The organism is Agreia sp. VKM Ac-1783 (assembly GCF_900177765.1).
Classification (GTDB): Bacteria; Actinomycetota; Actinomycetes; order Actinomycetales; family Microbacteriaceae; genus Agreia.
The window spans coordinates 447,018-460,886 of record NZ_FXWI01000003.1; the positions used below are offsets into that span (position 1 = coordinate 447,018).

Genomic DNA, 13,869 nt, shown 5'->3' on the forward strand with positions numbered 1-13,869 from the left:
AAAAATGTCCTCAGTTAGCCAGCAGCGTCAGCCGATCAGCGACGGACGCAGGTCGCGCAGAGTGCGCGTCCTCGTCATTCGACGTGCGCCGATCCATGACAGGGCGAGCGCTCCGAGCAGGAAGGCGAGCAGCACGGCCACGTCGGCCCACGCCAGTGCGAGGTTGCCGCCGTACATGAGTTGCCGGATGCCATCGACCGCGTATCCCATCGGCAGCGCGTGGTGCAGCGCGGCGAGGGGGCCAGGCAGGGTCTGCCACGGGAAGGTACCGCCGGCGGTCACGAGCTGCAGCACCATCAGCACGAGTCCCAGGAACTGGCCGACGCTGCCGAGCCACACGTTCAGGGCCAGGATGATTGCGGCGTAGGTCACCGAGGTCACGATCATGAACCCGAGCATGCCTAGCGGGTTCGCCACCTGGTAGCCGAGGGCGAGGGTGACGATGCCGAACACGGCGATCATCTGCACGGCGCCGAGGATGGCTGGTGTCATCAGCCCGGACAGGGCCACCCGACCGGGCTTGCGGAGCGCAGTAAGAGCGCGCTTCGACAGGGGCTTGATGATGAGGAAAAGCGCGTAGATGCCGATCCACGCTGCGAGGCTGATGAAGAACGGAGCCATTCCGGCACCGTAGGTACTCGCCTTGGTGACGGCGCTGGTGTCGATCGCGGCCGGATCGGAGATGACAGAGGCGCTCTTCTCGCGCTGCTCGGCCGTCTCGATGGGCAGCTTGCCGAGCCCCTCGGTGAGCCCTGCCGACAGCTTGTGCGCGCCGTCGTCGAGCTTCAGGATGCCGGTCTGCAGATCGGCGGCGCCCGTTGCGAGGGCGGGCGTGCCGGCCGCGAGGGTGGAGGCCCCGTCCGAGAGTTGCTGGGTGCCCGCAGCCAGGGTGGATGCGCCGGTCGACGCGTCGGAGATGCCGCCGGCCAGCGTCGGGGCCGATGCCGCCAGGGTCGCCGTGCCGTCGGCCACCTGCTGGCTTCCGGCCGCGAGGGCGGCGACCTTGCCGTTGAGAGTCTGAATCTTGTTGTTCGCGTCGACGACCTGCTGGCCCAGAGGGTTGAGGGCGGTGAGGATCTTGTCGGCCTGTTCTTGAGTGATGACCTTGTTCTTCAGGAGGTCATTCACCTGGGTGGTGATGTCGGTCTGGGCCTGGGGAACGTCTGTCGCGATGGTGCTCGCCTTGGTGGCGAGATCAGCTGCAGCGGTGGCGAGTTCGGCGTTTCCCGCTGCCACCTGCTGAGCGCCTGTGTTCAGCGCTTCGGTGCTTGCAGGCAGTGACGAGGTCGCGTCGGCCAGTTGCTGTAGCCCCGAGCTGAGGTCCGAGGCGCCAGTGTTCGCCTGCGATGCGCCGGTCGCGAGCTGCTGCGCTCCGTCGTTCGCAGACGCGGCGCCGGCCGCGAGCTGGGAGGAGCCATTGGCAGCCGTCGTCGTGCCGTCGGCGAGCTGGTTCGCGCCGTCGATGGCTGTCTCGAGGCTCGTGCCCACGTCGGCGAAACCGTCGAGGAACTTCAGCGCTGCCTCTTTTCCGACCTTCTCGGCGATCGAGGAGCGCACCTTCTCGGCGACGTTTCCGGCGATCGTGGTGGCCAGGAAGCTGTTCGTGTCGTTCGTGGTGAGCTCGACCGACGCCTGCTTCGGCGTGGTCGTGGTCGGCGACGTGAGATCGGTCGAGAAGTCCTTGCCCAGGGTGAGGACGAAGTCGAAGGTGCCGTCGCTGACGCCGGTCTTCGCCTCGGCCGAGGTCGCCTCGATCCACTTGACGCTGTTGTCCTTCAGCAGCTCGTCGCGCACCTCATCGCCGTAGTTCACGGTCGATGCGGTTCCGTCGGCATCGGTCTGCTTGGCGCCCGTGTCTTCGACGACGAGACCCACGGGCACGTCTTTCAGATTGCCGTAGGGGTCGTTGTTGCCCCAGAGGTACAGGCCGGCGTAGATGATGGGAACGCACATCAGCGCGATGAGCGCCAGAATTCCCATCTTCGATGAGGTGAGTCGGCGCAGTTCCGCGCGGACGAGCGTGACGATGGTCATTTCGTGTCTTCTTCTTCTACGACTTCGGGTGCTTCTACGACGTCTGGATCTTCTGCAAACTCAGGTTCTTCCGCGCGCTCGGGTTCTTCGAGCACGAGCGGTTCGATGACCTCTTCGGCGACCTCTTGGGTCGGCGTTTCAGGCAGTACATGTTTCGGAGCCGCCGGCGCCTCGGGTTCGGCGAGCGCGGCGTCGAGCAATGCCACCGAGGCTGCACCCGCGATCACAAGGACCGCGTAGCCGCGTTCGGCCAGACCCTCGGCGATCGGGTACCACTCGAGCGGGTCACCACCGTGCCGATCGGGAGAGGTGAGGACGAGGGCCTCCACGCTGTCACGCATGGCCGCCAATTCGGCGAGCACATGCAGCCGCACGGTGGCGGGCACGTGCTCGATGGGCGTGCGGGCGAATTCACGGGCGCCGAGGGTCTCGAGCGTCTCGAGAACGGCTTTCGCCGACGAGTGCATGTCGGCGAACATCAGCTCCTCCTGCACGATGCCGTCGAGTCGCAGGCCACTGGACGGCTCGGAGATGTCGGGGGCATCCACGACGGCGACGGATGCGCGCAGCTCGTCGCCGCTCAGCTCGGGCTCGCGGGTCACCGAGCCGTGTTCCGGCACCATGCGCCCGCTGGCGATCAGCGCGAGCAGGGTCGGTCGTTGGGCGGTCTCCGTCGCCACGAGGGTGACGGAGCCGCTCTCGAAGCCGACCGTCGTCGGGGGCAGCGCATCCGAGCCCTCGCCCGCCGTCACATCGACGAGGTCGATTCTCATGCTTTTGCTCCTGTTGATGAGTCTGAATGACGTGTGGATGCCTCGGGCTGGGCGCCGAGGGCGAGTTCGGGCGAGGCGTCGATGAGCTCGGCCGCCTCACGCCATGAGAGACCGGCGGTGCTGAGAGCCACGAGGATCACGAGGCGGTGGCCTTCGGCGTGAGAGATGTCGTCGCGAACGGCCTCGTCGAGCACAGAGAGTGCTGCGCCCTCGATGAGGCGAGCGAGTGTGCGCGGCTCGATGTCGGTGCGCAGCTGGCCTGCGGCCACTCCCTGCTCGACGATCGCCAGCACTCCACTACGCACCGGTTCGAGCCCTTCGGCCACGATTTCTCGCCGTGGTCCGCGGATCGCGAGTTGGGCCGTCACGCGCACGTCCTCGACCTCGCTCCAGAGGCGAGCACCCACCAGGGCGAGTGCTACCCGCGCGTCGGAGTGGCGGATGGGAGCGAGCGCGGCGGTCACCCGGGCGATACCGCGATCGTTCAGCTCGGCGACGAGCTCGTCGCGGGTGCTGAAGTGGCCGTAGATCGAGCGACGCGACAGGCCGGCGGCCGACGCGATCGTCTCGAGCGACGCATCCGGGTCGTGATTGAGCTCGGAGATCGCGGCGTCGAGAATGGCGATTCTGTTCTCTGCAGCATCGCGCCTCGGGGCGCGAGCTGGCCGAGAAGCTCGATGGGCGGAGGTGCTGGTGTCGGTCACTTGTCGATTCTAATAACTTGCACACTCATGTGCAAGTTATTTAGGAGTTGCTCAGAATCGCGGTTGGGTAGCGCAAGACGAAGCAGTGAGTAATGCCTGCTCAGTCGCGGTGGCAGCTGTCGGACGAGAGTGGGGTCCAGCCGAAGAACGGCAGCACACACCGACAGAAACGAGACGAACATGAACATCATCAAAGGCTTCCGCGACATGGGCGCGATGCTCAACGCGGCCCCCGGACTGATCGAGTCCGGCAACGAGATGGCAGCCCAGGCGAAGGCAATGCAGACGCCCGCCGCCGGATCCTCCGCAGGTGCCTACGGATTCGGCGCGCCCGTGCAGATCGAGCCGAACCCCGCCAACCTCGTGCCCATCGCCGGCGTCGACATCGAGCTCTGGGCCCGCATCGCCAAAGGCATCGCCCCCTACGGCTACGACGTGTCGAAGCTGCCGGCAGTCGCCGCATCGTTCGGTGTCGCTCCCGCCGACTGGGAGATCGCCGTCGAGGGATGGAACACCCGTCTCGCTGCCGACCCCGGCATCGCTCAGCGCTTCAACGCCATCTACCGGGCCGTCTGATCATGGGTCTGATCTCGAGCTATTTCAAGGTGATGAAACTCACCGACGAGATGGAGAAGAAGAGCGATGTGAAGGGCGATCTCGCTCGCATGCAGGTCGGCATGAACGGGGCGAATCAGGCCCTTGCCACGATGACGGCGCAGCGTCAGGCTGCGGAGCAGTCGCTCACCGCCGGGCCCGTCGACGGAGAGGTCGGTCGCGTCGAGGCGGCAGCGACGGTCACCCAGTTCGCTCCCACCGGCATGATGATCGCGGGCCGCACCGTGATCGAGTTGCAGCTGCTCGTGACGTTGCCCGGAGGCATCCCGCTGCCGGTCGCACACAGCGCGGCCCTCGACATGGGTCAGATTCCTCGCCTGGTGCCGGGCGGGCGCATCGCCGTGACGCTCGATCCGGTCGACCCCGCGTCGCTGCGCATCGACTGGAGCAAGCCGTCGCCGGTCTAGAGGTGGCGGGCGAGCAGGGTCAACACCTGGTCGGCCGTCGGCACACCGGATGCCCGGGCGAGCTCCGTGCCCGATTCGTCGCGAACCACGACGGTCGGTGTCGCGATGATGCTCGCCCGTTCGGCGTCGTCTGGGCTCGACGCCACGTTCGATTCGCTGAAGTCGACGCGGTCGCGCACGAACGGCTTCACCCGCTCGAGAACGTCACGGGTCTGCGTGCAGGCTCCGCAGAAACTCGAGCTGTAGAGGTGTACGGAAAGCGGCATACAGAGTGCAACGCGAGTGCCGCCCCGAGATTCCCGATGTCGCTGGCGTACCATCGAGATATGAGCGGCGACAACCTCCTCGGCCTGCCCGAGACACTCCTTCCCGAAGACACTGCTGTCATGGAGGCGCTCGCGGAGCGTTCTCCCGCGACGGCGGCCGATCTCGGCGAGCTGGTCAAGCAGTTCCCCACCTCGTCGCTGCTGTGGGCGCTGCTGGCCGAAGAGCTGTGGGCCGTCGGAGCGGTGCTGCCGTCGTACGCGTACGCCCGGGTCGGCTACCACCGCGGCCTCGATGCGCTTCGCAAGGGCGGCTGGCGCGGGCAGGGCCCCGTTCCCTGGTCGCACGAACCCAACCGCGGAGTGCTCCTGTCGCTCTACGCGCTGCGCCGGGCCGCTGAGGCTTTCGGCGAGGTCGACGAGGTCAAGCGACTCGGAGACTTCCTGCAGATGTCGGATCCGCGAGCGATCGACGCCATCGAAGCAACGATCCGGCCCGTCAACGATCAGCCGGTGACCGAGGCGATCATCATCCGCGGTCAGGACTGACGCCGGATCGCTTCTCTGCCCACACGCCTGCTGTAGACGATCGCGAGTGCGGCCAGTCCTAGCAGCACGAGGCTCAGTGCCACGATGTAGGCGATCACGCTGCCCCAGCCGGCGGTTGCCGGATCGAGGAACGGGTACGGGTAGATGCCGTTCGACACGGCTCCGCGAACCAGCGAGTAGGCGAGCCACAGCAGCGGGTAGATCATGACGACCCGGAGGGCTTTCCAGCTGAGTGCGGGTCGACCGGGTGAGATGAGCCAGTCGAGAACGATGAGAATCGGGATCCAGACGTGGATGACCTCGTTCGGCCAGCTGAGTCCTTGGAACCCGTTGTACGGCACGTTGCGCAGCAGCAGGTTGTAGACGCCCGCGGTGATGATCGCGTAGGTGAGCGTCGCCATCCGCACGGTGGTGAAGAGTTCGGTGTCGCGCGAGAGTCGGAACGCGAGGATACCCCCGACGATGAAGACGACGATGTTCATCAACGAGGTCTCGATGGTGAAGTAGCTGAAGTACTCCCACGGGTCGAAAGCGTTGTTCAGCACGCGGTCGTTGATCTGAATCACGATGGTCGCCAAGAGCCCGACGCCCGCCAGAAGGCGCACCGCTCCCACAAGTCTTCTCATGTCATCGATTCGTAGCAGACCAGATTGGGGGTTGGCCTTGTCGGCGAAGTCTCAGACATCGGCCCTGGCGTTACTATGGGGTGGAATCTCTTAGCGGGTTCCGGCCACACCTCGATACCGAGGCTTCTGACCGATAGGACACATTCATGCCAGCGATCGTTCTCATCGGCGCCCAGTGGGGCGACGAGGGCAAGGGCAAGGCCACCGACCTTCTGGGCGACAGGGTCGACTACGTCGTCAAGTTCAACGGCGGCAACAACGCCGGCCACACCGTGGTCGTCGGCGACAAGAAGTACGCCCTGCACCTGCTGCCGTCAGGCATCCTGAGCCCCGGCGTCACCCCGGTCATCTCGAACGGCGTCGTCGTCGACATCGAGGTGCTGTTCCACGAACTCGAGGCACTCGCTGCGCGAGGCGTCGACGTGTCGAAGCTTCTGGTCTCGGCGAACGCGCACGTCATCACTGCCTACCACCGCACCCTCGACAAGGTCACCGAGCGCTTCCTCGGCAAGAAGCAGATCGGCACCACCGGTCGCGGCATCGGACCCAGCTACGCCGACAAGATCAACCGCGTCGGCATCCGCATCCAAGACCTGTTCGACGAAGGCATCCTTCGCCAGAAGGTCGAGGGAGCGCTCGATCTCAAGAACCACATTCTGGTCAAGGTCTACAACCGTCGTGCCATCACGGCCGACGAGGTCATAGACGACCTGCTGAGCTACACCGATCGACTCCGCCCGATGGTGGCCGACACCTCGCTCGTGCTCAACCGCGCGCTCGACGAGGGCAAGACGGTTCTGTTCGAGGGCGGCCAGGCGACGATGCTGGATGTCGACCACGGCACCTACCCGTTCGTCACCTCGTCGAACGCCACGTCGGGCGGCGCAGCCACCGGTTCGGGCGTCGCTCCCAATCGCATCGACCGCGTCATCGCCGTGGTCAAGGCCTACACGACGCGTGTCGGCGCAGGCCCGTTCCCCACCGAGCTCTTCGACGAGTCGGGCGAGTTCCTTCGCTCGCAGGGCTTCGAGTTCGGCACGACCACCGGGCGCCCCCGCCGCTGCGGCTGGTACGACGCGCCCATCGCCCGCTACAGCGCTCGCATCAACGGCGTTACTGACTTCGTACTCACCAAGCTCGACGTGCTCACCGGCCTGGAGAAGATCCCTGTCTGCGTGGCCTACGACGTCGAAGGAGTCCGCGTCGACGAGGTTCCGGTCTCGCAGTCCGACTTCCACCACGCCGTGCCGATCTACGAAGAGTTCCCCGGCTGGAGCGAAGACATCACGGGTGCCCGCGAGTTCTCCGACCTGCCGGTCAACGCGCAGAACTACGTGCTCGCCATCGAGAAGATGAGCAACGCCCGCATCTCCGCCATCGGCGTCGGCCCGGGCCGCGATGAGATCGTCGTGCGCCACGACCTGCTCGAGTAGCAGCGGTGCGGTGCAGCCGGCCGCCCTTCGGTGAGGTCGTAGAGGGGCGCTTCATCTCTCTCGAGCCGCTGACCCGGCAACTCGTGCCGGAGCTGTTCGCGGCCGTCGGGCATCCGCAGGTCTTCGATGGCGGCTACGGCGGCGGGCCCGCCGCCTACCGCGACACGCTCGAGGGCTTCACCGAGTTCGCCGACACGTACTACGCGTGGGATGCCGCCAACGTGCACGCGGTGCGTCTGCTGGGCGGGCCGCACGACGGCCTGTTGGTCGGCACCTCGACACTCGGCGATTTCGAAGTGTCGCTCGGCTACGCGCACCTCGGGTGGACCGCCTATGACCCGCGGGTGTGGGGCACGGTGGTGAACGCCGAGGCGAAGCTGCTGATTCTCGGATCGGCCTTCGACAACGGATTCGAGCGCGTCAAGATTCAGGCCGACGTGCTGAACACGCGGTCGCGGGCGGCCATCCAGAAGCTCGGGGCGACCTTCGAGGGTATTGCTCGCCACGACATGCGTCGCGCAGACGGGGCCTGGCGCGACTCCGCCATCTTCTCGATCTTGAGCGCCGAGTGGCCGCACGTCAGACGCGGGCTCGAGAAGCGGCTCGAGAAGCAGGGCGGGCGACCGGTCGAACTGGCTCCGGGCAGAGGGTAGTCCCTGGAAAGACACATCCTATGACGCTGCATCAGACGCCGTTTCGTGGTGGACTTGTGTCTATGGACGCTCTCTACACTGCAATTGCCCACGCATCCGGCGGTGGCCGCGATGGTCACGTTCGAAGCGAAGACGACCGCCTCGACTTCGACACCAGGCCACCTGTCGAGATGGGCGGAAGCGGCGAGGGTACGAACCCCGAGCAGCTCTTCGCCGCCGGCTACTCGGCGTGCTTCCTCGGCGCGGTTCACGCCGTGGGCCGCGAGATGAAGCTCGATACGAAGGATGCCGCGGTGTCGGCCAGCGTGTCGATCGGCCCGAGCGCCGACACCGGCTTCGAGATCGCTGCCGAGCTCGACATCTACATCCCGAACGTCACGGCCGATGAGGCGCGCACCATCGCCGAGACCGCTCACCGCGACATCTGCCCCTACTCGAAGGCGATCTCGGGCAACGTGCCCGTGGTCCTCAACATCGTCGAATAGCACCCGGGTCGTTCCCTGAGCCTGTCGAAGGGCATCCTTTCGACAGGCTCAGGGAACGCACTTATTTAAGTCGCTAAAGTTCTGGTTATGTCTGACACCGCCGCTGCACCCGACGATGCACTCCGCAAGCTCGAAGCCATCAGGCAGTCGATCGATAATATCGATGCGGCACTGATCCACCTTCTGGCCGAGCGATTCAAGTTCACGCAGGGTGTGGGCGAGCTCAAGGCCGCCAATGGCCTGCCGCCGGCCGACCTCGATCGCGAGGCCCGTCAGATCAAGCGCCTGCGTGCGCTGGCCGAGGAGTCGCACCTCGACCCCGACCTCGCCGAGAAGTTCCTGAACTTCATCGTGGCCGAGGTCATCCACCACCACCGCCGTATCGCCGGCGAAAGCGAGTAGGGGCGAAGCCCTAGAACTGGTTGTTCTTGTTGTGGCGGCGCAGGGCGCGGGCCACGATGAAGAGCGCAGCTCCGACGAGCAGCACCACGAGTCCGAGCACGATGTAGGTCGAGACGGTCAGACCGGTCTGGGCAAGTTCAATGGGCATGTCGGCACCTTTCCTCTCGATACTCTCTCATGTTTGGCGCGGGTCGCGATCAGCCCGCCGAAACACGATGAGCGTCGCCGCGTTCTTATGAGAGATTCTTGGGCAGTCCGCGCGACTGGCGCACTTTCTGAGCTCGCCGTTCCTTCGCGTAATAGATCCACGACCAGACGGGAAAAACGAAGGTAAGGCCAAGGAAAACGGCCATGACCGGTGAGAGCTTCGTGTAATTGTCGGGACGGGCGAGTAAACCCATCTCTTGCGCGATGCTGGTGCAAATCAAGACGAGAAGCACCACACAAATGACGGTGAGGATTATTGAGAGGACGAGAAGGCCGCTGGCCGAGTTCACGGGTTTCACGAGGCTGCCCTCGCTGCCCTTATACACGCCATATTCGTCCATGTTGAGTCCGCGGCTGTTCGCGTCGTTATAGGAGCGAGCGTCAAAATTGCCGAAGTTCGGCGGCGAACCTTTGCTCATGAACCCACCGGCATCAAATTCGATCGCAACTCAACGAGTGCCTCGAGAAGGTCGCTCTCGGTCAAGCCAGTCTCTTCACTCACGTCTTCTTTGCCGGGAACAACGCGCCCCACCGCGAATCCGCCGCCGTCGGGTCGCACGAGGAGAACGTCGTCATGCCCATCGACCCGGACCCGCAGCATGGCGGTGCCATCCGGGTGCTGTCTCATGTGTTCGCGGATGACGTCGAGCTGTGCCTCAGGACCAGACAGGTCGGGATCTTGTGCGAATGCGAACCAGGTCATCAGCGTGCGAGGCTGCATGAGCAGGGAAACGGGATCCGACTCGATTTGAACGACCGTGTCCACGGTATCTGCCTGCATGAGACTGATCTCCGTCCAGAGTGTCGCGCGTCCCAACGCGTAGGCGACAGGCACGGCCTCTTCAACAATTTCGATGTCATCGTTCTCAACGATTGCGAATCCCCTGCCCAGCAGAGTCGAAGCGCCCGCAAAAACGAGAACGTCGTTATTCATTTCTTCGGAGAGCCGAAGGACCCGCGCTGTCATCTCGGCAGAGGGTGTCGACATGCGTTTGAGGAGGTAGGCAATTTCGGCGTATCCGAATCCAATCGCCTTGGCGTCAGTCGAATCAGTCATGTGCTTGTGTACCTTTCACCGGTGAATCCATTGTCTACCAACCGAAGAAGTCAGCGGCGCCCTTGCCGAGATCCTGAATTCCCTTACCCACGTCGTTCGCGAATTTCCCCGGATCCTTGACGGCATTCGACACGGCGTTCCAGGACTCTTGGGCGGCATTGCCGACGGCGTTCCCCACTGTGGCCAGTCCCGAATCGACAAAATTCTTGACCGCGGGAATCTCGTAGATCGCGATTCCCACGCTGGCGACCTGAGCGACGGTGCCGACGGGTGGCGGCAAGAAGCATGCAACGCCCAGGCCTGCTTTGGCGACCGATCCGGCGGCGCCCCAGCCGTCTCCAGCCTGTGCTTTGTCCGCCGCGTCGATGAGATTGAATCCAACTCCGGCCCAACCAAGAGCGCGTCCAAGCCCTCCCATGCCCAGGGCTTTAAGGTCGTCGCCCTTATCTGCGAAGAAGGCGGGCGTTTCCTCGAGGAAACCGGCGGCTCCCTTGAGGGACGGAAAGTAATTCGACAGATTCTTTAGACCTGCGATGTCACTCATGCCGCTGAGGCCTCCGTAGAGCCCATTCACGTTTGCCAGATTCTTCCACTGGGCGATGTCGTAGAACGCATCGGAACCCTGTCGCATCATCAGCCCGAGTCCCAGCAGATTCTTCGGCAGACCGATGGTGTTCTTGAGCGTGCCCCACTTGCCCCAGACATCGCGGAAGGGGGATCCCTGAGAGAAGAACCCAGGCTCACCGGGTGACTTCGACGTTCCGGATCCTGACCCGCCCGGCCCGCCGTTCGTCCCTGGTCCGCCGTTACCGCCAGCGCCACCATCGACCTGACTTGTCGCCGTCTGCTCGTCGGCATTCTTGATGAGCGTCGTCGAACCGAGCTCGAGGGCGTGCACGACCGTGTTGCCCAGCTGCTTGACCTGAGAGTTCCACCGCTGCTGAAACGCGCTTGCGTCGGGGCCTTGCCAGCTCTGCGTGGAGTTGACGAGAGACGACACCGTCTCGAGCGACGAGCGGATCTGATTAGAGCCAGACGAGAACTGCTTCGCCAGGGCCCTGAGCTGTTCCGGATCCGCGCCGTAGAACCCTTGTGCCATCGTGATCCTCCGTGCTGAATTCGAGCGTGTTGTTGTCGGTTCAGGCTAACGTCGGGGCCGGTCGACTTCGATGGGGAGAACTCCCCATGCCATCGACGCGCGCCGCCTCAGTAGCCGACGACGTCGCCGAAGTGCTGCTGCAGAGTTGCCCGGTGGGTGCCGCGCAACTCGTCGAGCGACACGTCGAACTGGCCCTGGATGCTGATGCCCGGCTCGGTCGAGTCGGTCACGCCGACCCGCATCACCGGGTAACCGCGACCCTCGCACAGGCCGATGAACTTCACGTCGTCTTCGCGCGGAACGCTGACGAGCACGCGGCCCGTTGTCTCGGAGAAGAGTGCGGTCGTGATGTCTACGCCATCGCGCAGCATGAGCTCGTCGAGGAAGACGCGGGCGCCCACACCGAAGCGCATGACGCTCTCGACCAGCGCGGTCGCGAGACCGCCATCGGAGAGATCGTGCGCCGAGGCGATGATCGACTGCTGCGCTCCAGCGGCCAGGAGGCCGGCCAGGGTGGCCTCGTTCGCGAGCGAGACCGCCGGCGGGCGACCACCGAGGTGGTCGTGCACGACGCCGGCCCAGGCCGAGCCGTCGAACTCCTCGGTCGTGGTGCCGAGCAGGTAGATGTTGTTGCCCTCGTCTTGCCAGCCGCTCGGGATGCGCTTGGCCACGTCGTCGATCACGCCGAGAATGGCGACCACCGGAGTCGGGTGGATCGGCTTGGTTCCGGTCTGGTTGTAGAACGAGACGTTTCCGCCCGTGACGGGGATCTCGAGCTCGAGGCATCCGTCGGCCAGGCCCTCGACGGCCTTCGAGAACTGCCACATCACCTCGGGGTCCTCTGGCGATCCGAAGTTGAGGCAGTCGGAGACAGCGACCGGCGTGGCACCTGTCGCGGCGACGTTGCGGTAGGCCTCGGCGAGGGCCAGCTGCGCGCCCTGGTACGGGTCGAGCTGGCAATAGCGGCCATTGGCATCCGTCGCGATCGCGAAACCGAGGCCCGACTCCTCGTCGACGCGGATCATGCCGCCGTCGTCGGGGAAGCTGAGCGCGGTGTTGCCGAGCACGTAGCGGTCGTACTGGTTGGTGATCCAGCTCGGGTCTGCGAGGTTCGGCGATCCCAGCAGGCGCAGCAACTGGTCGCGCAGCTCGGCCGGCGTCGTGGCGCGGGGGAGTGTGGCGGCGGTGTCGGCCTGCAGAGCATCGATCCAGCTCGGGTAGGCGACCGGACGCGTGTAGACCGGGCCATCGACGGCCACGGTGCGCGGCTCGACGTTGACGATCTCCTCGCCGTGCCAGTTGATGATCAGGCGGCCCGTGTCGGTGACCTCGCCGAGAACGCTCGTCTCGACGTCCCACTTCTCGACGACCTTCAAGAAGCCCTCGAGCTTCTCTGGGGTCACCACGGCCATCATGCGCTCCTGGCTCTCCGACATCAGAATCTCTTCGGCCGTGAGCGACGGGTCGCGCAGCAGCACCTTCTCGAGCTCGATGAACATGCCGCCGTCTCCGTTGGAGGCGAGCTCGCTGGTCGCGCACGAGATTCCCGCGGCTCCGAGGTCTTGGATGCCCTCGACGAGCTTCTCGCTGAACAGTTCGAGGCAGCACTCGATGAGCACCTTCTCGGCGAAGGGGTCGCCGACCTGAACGGCCGGGCGCTTGGTGGGGCCGCCTGCCGAGAATGTGTCAGAGGCGAGAATGGATGCTCCGCCGATGCCGTCGCCGCCGGTCCGGGCTCCGAAGAGCACGACCTTGTTGCCGACGCCGCGCGCGTTCGCGAGGTGCAGGTCTTCGTGGCGCAGCACGCCGACGCTCAGCGCGTTGACCAGCGGGTTGCCCTGATATACCGGGTCGAACCAGGTCTCTCCGCCGATGTTCGGCAGGCCCAGGCAGTTGCCGTAGAACGAGATGCCCGAGACCACACCGTGAACGACGCGAGCCGTGTCGGGGTCTGAGATGTCGCCGAAGCGCAACGCATCCATCACGGCCACCGGCCGCGCGCCCATCGAGATGATGTCGCGAACGATGCCGCCGACGCCGGTCGCGGCGCCCTGGAACGGCTCGATGTAGCTGGGGTGGTTGTGGCTCTCGATCTTGAAGGTGACGGCCCAGCCCTCACCCACGTCGACGACGCCGGCGTTCTCGCCCATGCCGACCATGAGGTTCTGCTTCATCTTGGGCGACACCTTCTCGCCGAACTGTCGCAGGTAGATCTTCGAGCTCTTGTACGAGCAGTGCTCGCTCCACATCACCGAGTACATGGCGAGCTCACCCGAGGTGGGGCGGCGGCCGAGAATCTCACGCACCTTGGCGTACTCGTCGGGCTTCATGCCGAGTGCTGCGTAGGGCTGCTCCCGGTCTGGAGTGTCGATCGCGTTCTGCACGGTATCGGCGGCGGCGCGGGCGGAGCCCGTGTGAATGGGGTTCGGGGCAGCGGATTCAGACACGCGGAAAAGGCTCCTTAGTGGGGCAGGCGGTGAGCGCCTCAATCCTATCTGTCCCGGGAATGCCGCGGCCCGGGGCGGGGTTTGCTCTGACGAAGTAGCGTTAGACGGTGGGCTT

At 65.1% G+C, this 13,869-nt stretch carries 17 protein-coding genes; 7 read left to right on the forward strand and 10 right to left on the reverse strand.

Going from position 1 to position 13,869, the window contains the following annotated elements; all coding sequences use genetic code 11:
* Positions 1-27: 27 nt before the first annotated feature.
* From CCK87_RS11765 to CCK87_RS11775, 3 genes are read right to left on the reverse strand one after another with little or no spacing between them, the layout of a single operon-like run.
* Positions 28-2,034 carry a YhgE/Pip domain-containing protein gene (locus CCK87_RS11765; RefSeq protein ID WP_086461614.1) on the reverse strand — a complete coding sequence of 669 codons (2,007 nt, stop codon included), beginning with the start codon at positions 2,032-2,034 and terminating at the stop codon, positions 28-30.
* Complete coding sequence (locus tag CCK87_RS11770; protein ID WP_212638218.1) at positions 2,031-2,807, reverse strand: hypothetical protein; 777 nt, start codon at positions 2,805-2,807, stop codon at positions 2,031-2,033. The genes CCK87_RS11765 and CCK87_RS11770 overlap by 4 nt, the downstream gene beginning before the upstream one ends.
* Positions 2,804-3,511 carry a TetR/AcrR family transcriptional regulator gene (locus CCK87_RS11775; protein ID WP_086461615.1) on the reverse strand — a complete coding sequence of 236 codons (708 nt, stop codon included), beginning with the start codon at positions 3,509-3,511 and terminating at the stop codon, positions 2,804-2,806. The genes CCK87_RS11770 and CCK87_RS11775 overlap by 4 nt, the downstream gene beginning before the upstream one ends.
* A 180-nt stretch (positions 3,512-3,691) precedes the next feature.
* Between CCK87_RS11775 and CCK87_RS11780 the strand changes: the two genes are divergently transcribed.
* Together CCK87_RS11780 and CCK87_RS11785 are read left to right on the forward strand one after the other, a co-directional pair.
* Positions 3,692-4,087: a hypothetical protein gene (locus CCK87_RS11780; RefSeq protein ID WP_086461616.1), complete on the forward strand. Its 396-nt coding sequence runs from the start codon at positions 3,692-3,694 to the stop codon at positions 4,085-4,087.
* Positions 4,088-4,089: 2 nt separating this feature from the next.
* On the forward strand, positions 4,090-4,533 hold the full coding sequence (locus CCK87_RS11785) for a hypothetical protein (protein WP_086461617.1): 444 nt from the start codon (positions 4,090-4,092) through the stop codon (positions 4,531-4,533).
* On the opposite strand, the gene CCK87_RS11790 is transcribed toward CCK87_RS11785, so the two are convergent.
* On the reverse strand, positions 4,530-4,799 hold the full coding sequence (locus CCK87_RS11790; protein ID WP_086461618.1) for a thioredoxin domain-containing protein: 270 nt from the start codon (positions 4,797-4,799) through the stop codon (positions 4,530-4,532). The genes CCK87_RS11785 and CCK87_RS11790 overlap by 4 nt on opposite strands.
* Positions 4,800-4,859: 60 nt before the next feature.
* Here CCK87_RS11790 and CCK87_RS11795 point away from each other — a divergent pair, with 60 nt between their 5' ends.
* Positions 4,860-5,345, forward strand: coding sequence for a DUF3151 domain-containing protein (locus tag CCK87_RS11795; protein WP_086461619.1), 486 nt, complete (start codon positions 4,860-4,862; stop codon positions 5,343-5,345).
* On the opposite strand, the gene CCK87_RS11800 is transcribed toward CCK87_RS11795, so the two are convergent.
* Positions 5,336-5,971 carry a Pr6Pr family membrane protein gene (locus CCK87_RS11800; RefSeq protein WP_140162834.1) on the reverse strand — a complete coding sequence of 212 codons (636 nt, stop codon included), beginning with the start codon at positions 5,969-5,971 and terminating at the stop codon, positions 5,336-5,338. The two genes, CCK87_RS11795 and CCK87_RS11800, sit on opposite strands and share 10 nt — an antisense overlap.
* Before the next feature lie 146 nt (positions 5,972-6,117).
* Here CCK87_RS11800 and CCK87_RS11805 point away from each other — a divergent pair, with 146 nt between their 5' ends.
* The 4 genes from CCK87_RS11805 (at position 6,118) to CCK87_RS11820 (ending at position 8,944) form a co-directional block, all read left to right on the forward strand.
* On the forward strand, positions 6,118-7,404 hold the full coding sequence (locus CCK87_RS11805; RefSeq protein WP_055855293.1) for an adenylosuccinate synthase: 1,287 nt from the start codon (positions 6,118-6,120) through the stop codon (positions 7,402-7,404).
* Positions 7,405-7,409: 5 nt separating this feature from the next.
* Positions 7,410-8,057, forward strand: coding sequence for a GNAT family protein (locus tag CCK87_RS11810; protein WP_086461621.1), 648 nt, complete (start codon positions 7,410-7,412; stop codon positions 8,055-8,057).
* A gap of 62 nt (positions 8,058-8,119) precedes the next feature.
* On the forward strand, positions 8,120-8,542 hold the full coding sequence (locus CCK87_RS11815; protein ID WP_055778751.1) for an organic hydroperoxide resistance protein: 423 nt from the start codon (positions 8,120-8,122) through the stop codon (positions 8,540-8,542).
* 87 nt (positions 8,543-8,629) lie between these two features.
* Positions 8,630-8,944, forward strand: a complete 315-nt coding sequence (locus CCK87_RS11820; protein WP_086461622.1) for a chorismate mutase — start codon at positions 8,630-8,632, stop codon at positions 8,942-8,944.
* Positions 8,945-8,954: 10 nt separating this feature from the next.
* On the opposite strand, the gene CCK87_RS18290 is transcribed toward CCK87_RS11820, so the two are convergent.
* From CCK87_RS18290 to purL, 5 genes are all read right to left on the reverse strand, one after another.
* Positions 8,955-9,092 (reverse strand): hypothetical protein, encoded by a 138-nt coding sequence (locus CCK87_RS18290; RefSeq protein ID WP_170927262.1) that lies wholly within the window; start codon positions 9,090-9,092, stop codon positions 8,955-8,957.
* A gap of 85 nt (positions 9,093-9,177) precedes the next feature.
* Positions 9,178-9,570: a hypothetical protein gene (locus tag CCK87_RS11825; RefSeq protein WP_086461623.1), complete on the reverse strand. Its 393-nt coding sequence runs from the start codon at positions 9,568-9,570 to the stop codon at positions 9,178-9,180.
* Positions 9,567-10,208, reverse strand: a complete 642-nt coding sequence (locus CCK87_RS11830) for a hypothetical protein (protein ID WP_086461624.1) — start codon at positions 10,206-10,208, stop codon at positions 9,567-9,569. Before CCK87_RS11830 ends, CCK87_RS11825 begins: the two co-directional genes overlap by 4 nt.
* 34 nt (positions 10,209-10,242) lie before the next feature.
* Complete coding sequence (locus CCK87_RS11835) at positions 10,243-11,307, reverse strand: WXG100 family type VII secretion target (protein WP_086461625.1); 1,065 nt, start codon at positions 11,305-11,307, stop codon at positions 10,243-10,245.
* A gap of 107 nt (positions 11,308-11,414) precedes the next feature.
* A complete protein-coding gene (purL, locus tag CCK87_RS11840; RefSeq protein WP_170927263.1) occupies positions 11,415-13,754 on the reverse strand; it encodes a phosphoribosylformylglycinamidine synthase subunit PurL in 2,340 nt (779 codons plus the stop codon).
* Between the last annotated feature and the right edge of the window lie 115 nt (positions 13,755-13,869).

Coding starts and splice junctions, on each gene's coding strand:
- CCK87_RS11800 (WP_140162834.1), bottom strand. CDS start 5,971: ATGAGAAGACTTGTGGGAGCGGTGCGCCTTCTGGCGGGCGTCGGGCTC.
- CCK87_RS11785 (WP_086461617.1), top strand. CDS start 4,090: ATGGGTCTGATCTCGAGCTATTTCAAGGTGATGAAACTCACCGACGAG.
- CCK87_RS11820 (WP_086461622.1), top strand. CDS start 8,630: ATGTCTGACACCGCCGCTGCACCCGACGATGCACTCCGCAAGCTCGAA.
- CCK87_RS11780 (WP_086461616.1), top strand. CDS start 3,692: ATGAACATCATCAAAGGCTTCCGCGACATGGGCGCGATGCTCAACGCG.
- CCK87_RS11835 (WP_086461625.1), bottom strand. CDS start 11,307: ATGGCACAAGGGTTCTACGGCGCGGATCCGGAACAGCTCAGGGCCCTG.
- CCK87_RS11825 (WP_086461623.1), bottom strand. CDS start 9,570: ATGAGCAAAGGTTCGCCGCCGAACTTCGGCAATTTTGACGCTCGCTCC.
- CCK87_RS11770 (WP_212638218.1), bottom strand. CDS start 2,807: ATGAGAATCGACCTCGTCGATGTGACGGCGGGCGAGGGCTCGGATGCG.
- CCK87_RS11790 (WP_086461618.1), bottom strand. CDS start 4,799: ATGCCGCTTTCCGTACACCTCTACAGCTCGAGTTTCTGCGGAGCCTGC.
- CCK87_RS18290 (WP_170927262.1), bottom strand. CDS start 9,092: ATGCCCATTGAACTTGCCCAGACCGGTCTGACCGTCTCGACCTACATC.
- CCK87_RS11765 (WP_086461614.1), bottom strand. CDS start 2,034: ATGACCATCGTCACGCTCGTCCGCGCGGAACTGCGCCGACTCACCTCA.
- CCK87_RS11805 (WP_055855293.1), top strand. CDS start 6,118: ATGCCAGCGATCGTTCTCATCGGCGCCCAGTGGGGCGACGAGGGCAAG.
- CCK87_RS11815 (WP_055778751.1), top strand. CDS start 8,120: ATGGACGCTCTCTACACTGCAATTGCCCACGCATCCGGCGGTGGCCGC.
- CCK87_RS11830 (WP_086461624.1), bottom strand. CDS start 10,208: ATGACTGATTCGACTGACGCCAAGGCGATTGGATTCGGATACGCCGAA.
- CCK87_RS11795 (WP_086461619.1), top strand. CDS start 4,860: ATGAGCGGCGACAACCTCCTCGGCCTGCCCGAGACACTCCTTCCCGAA.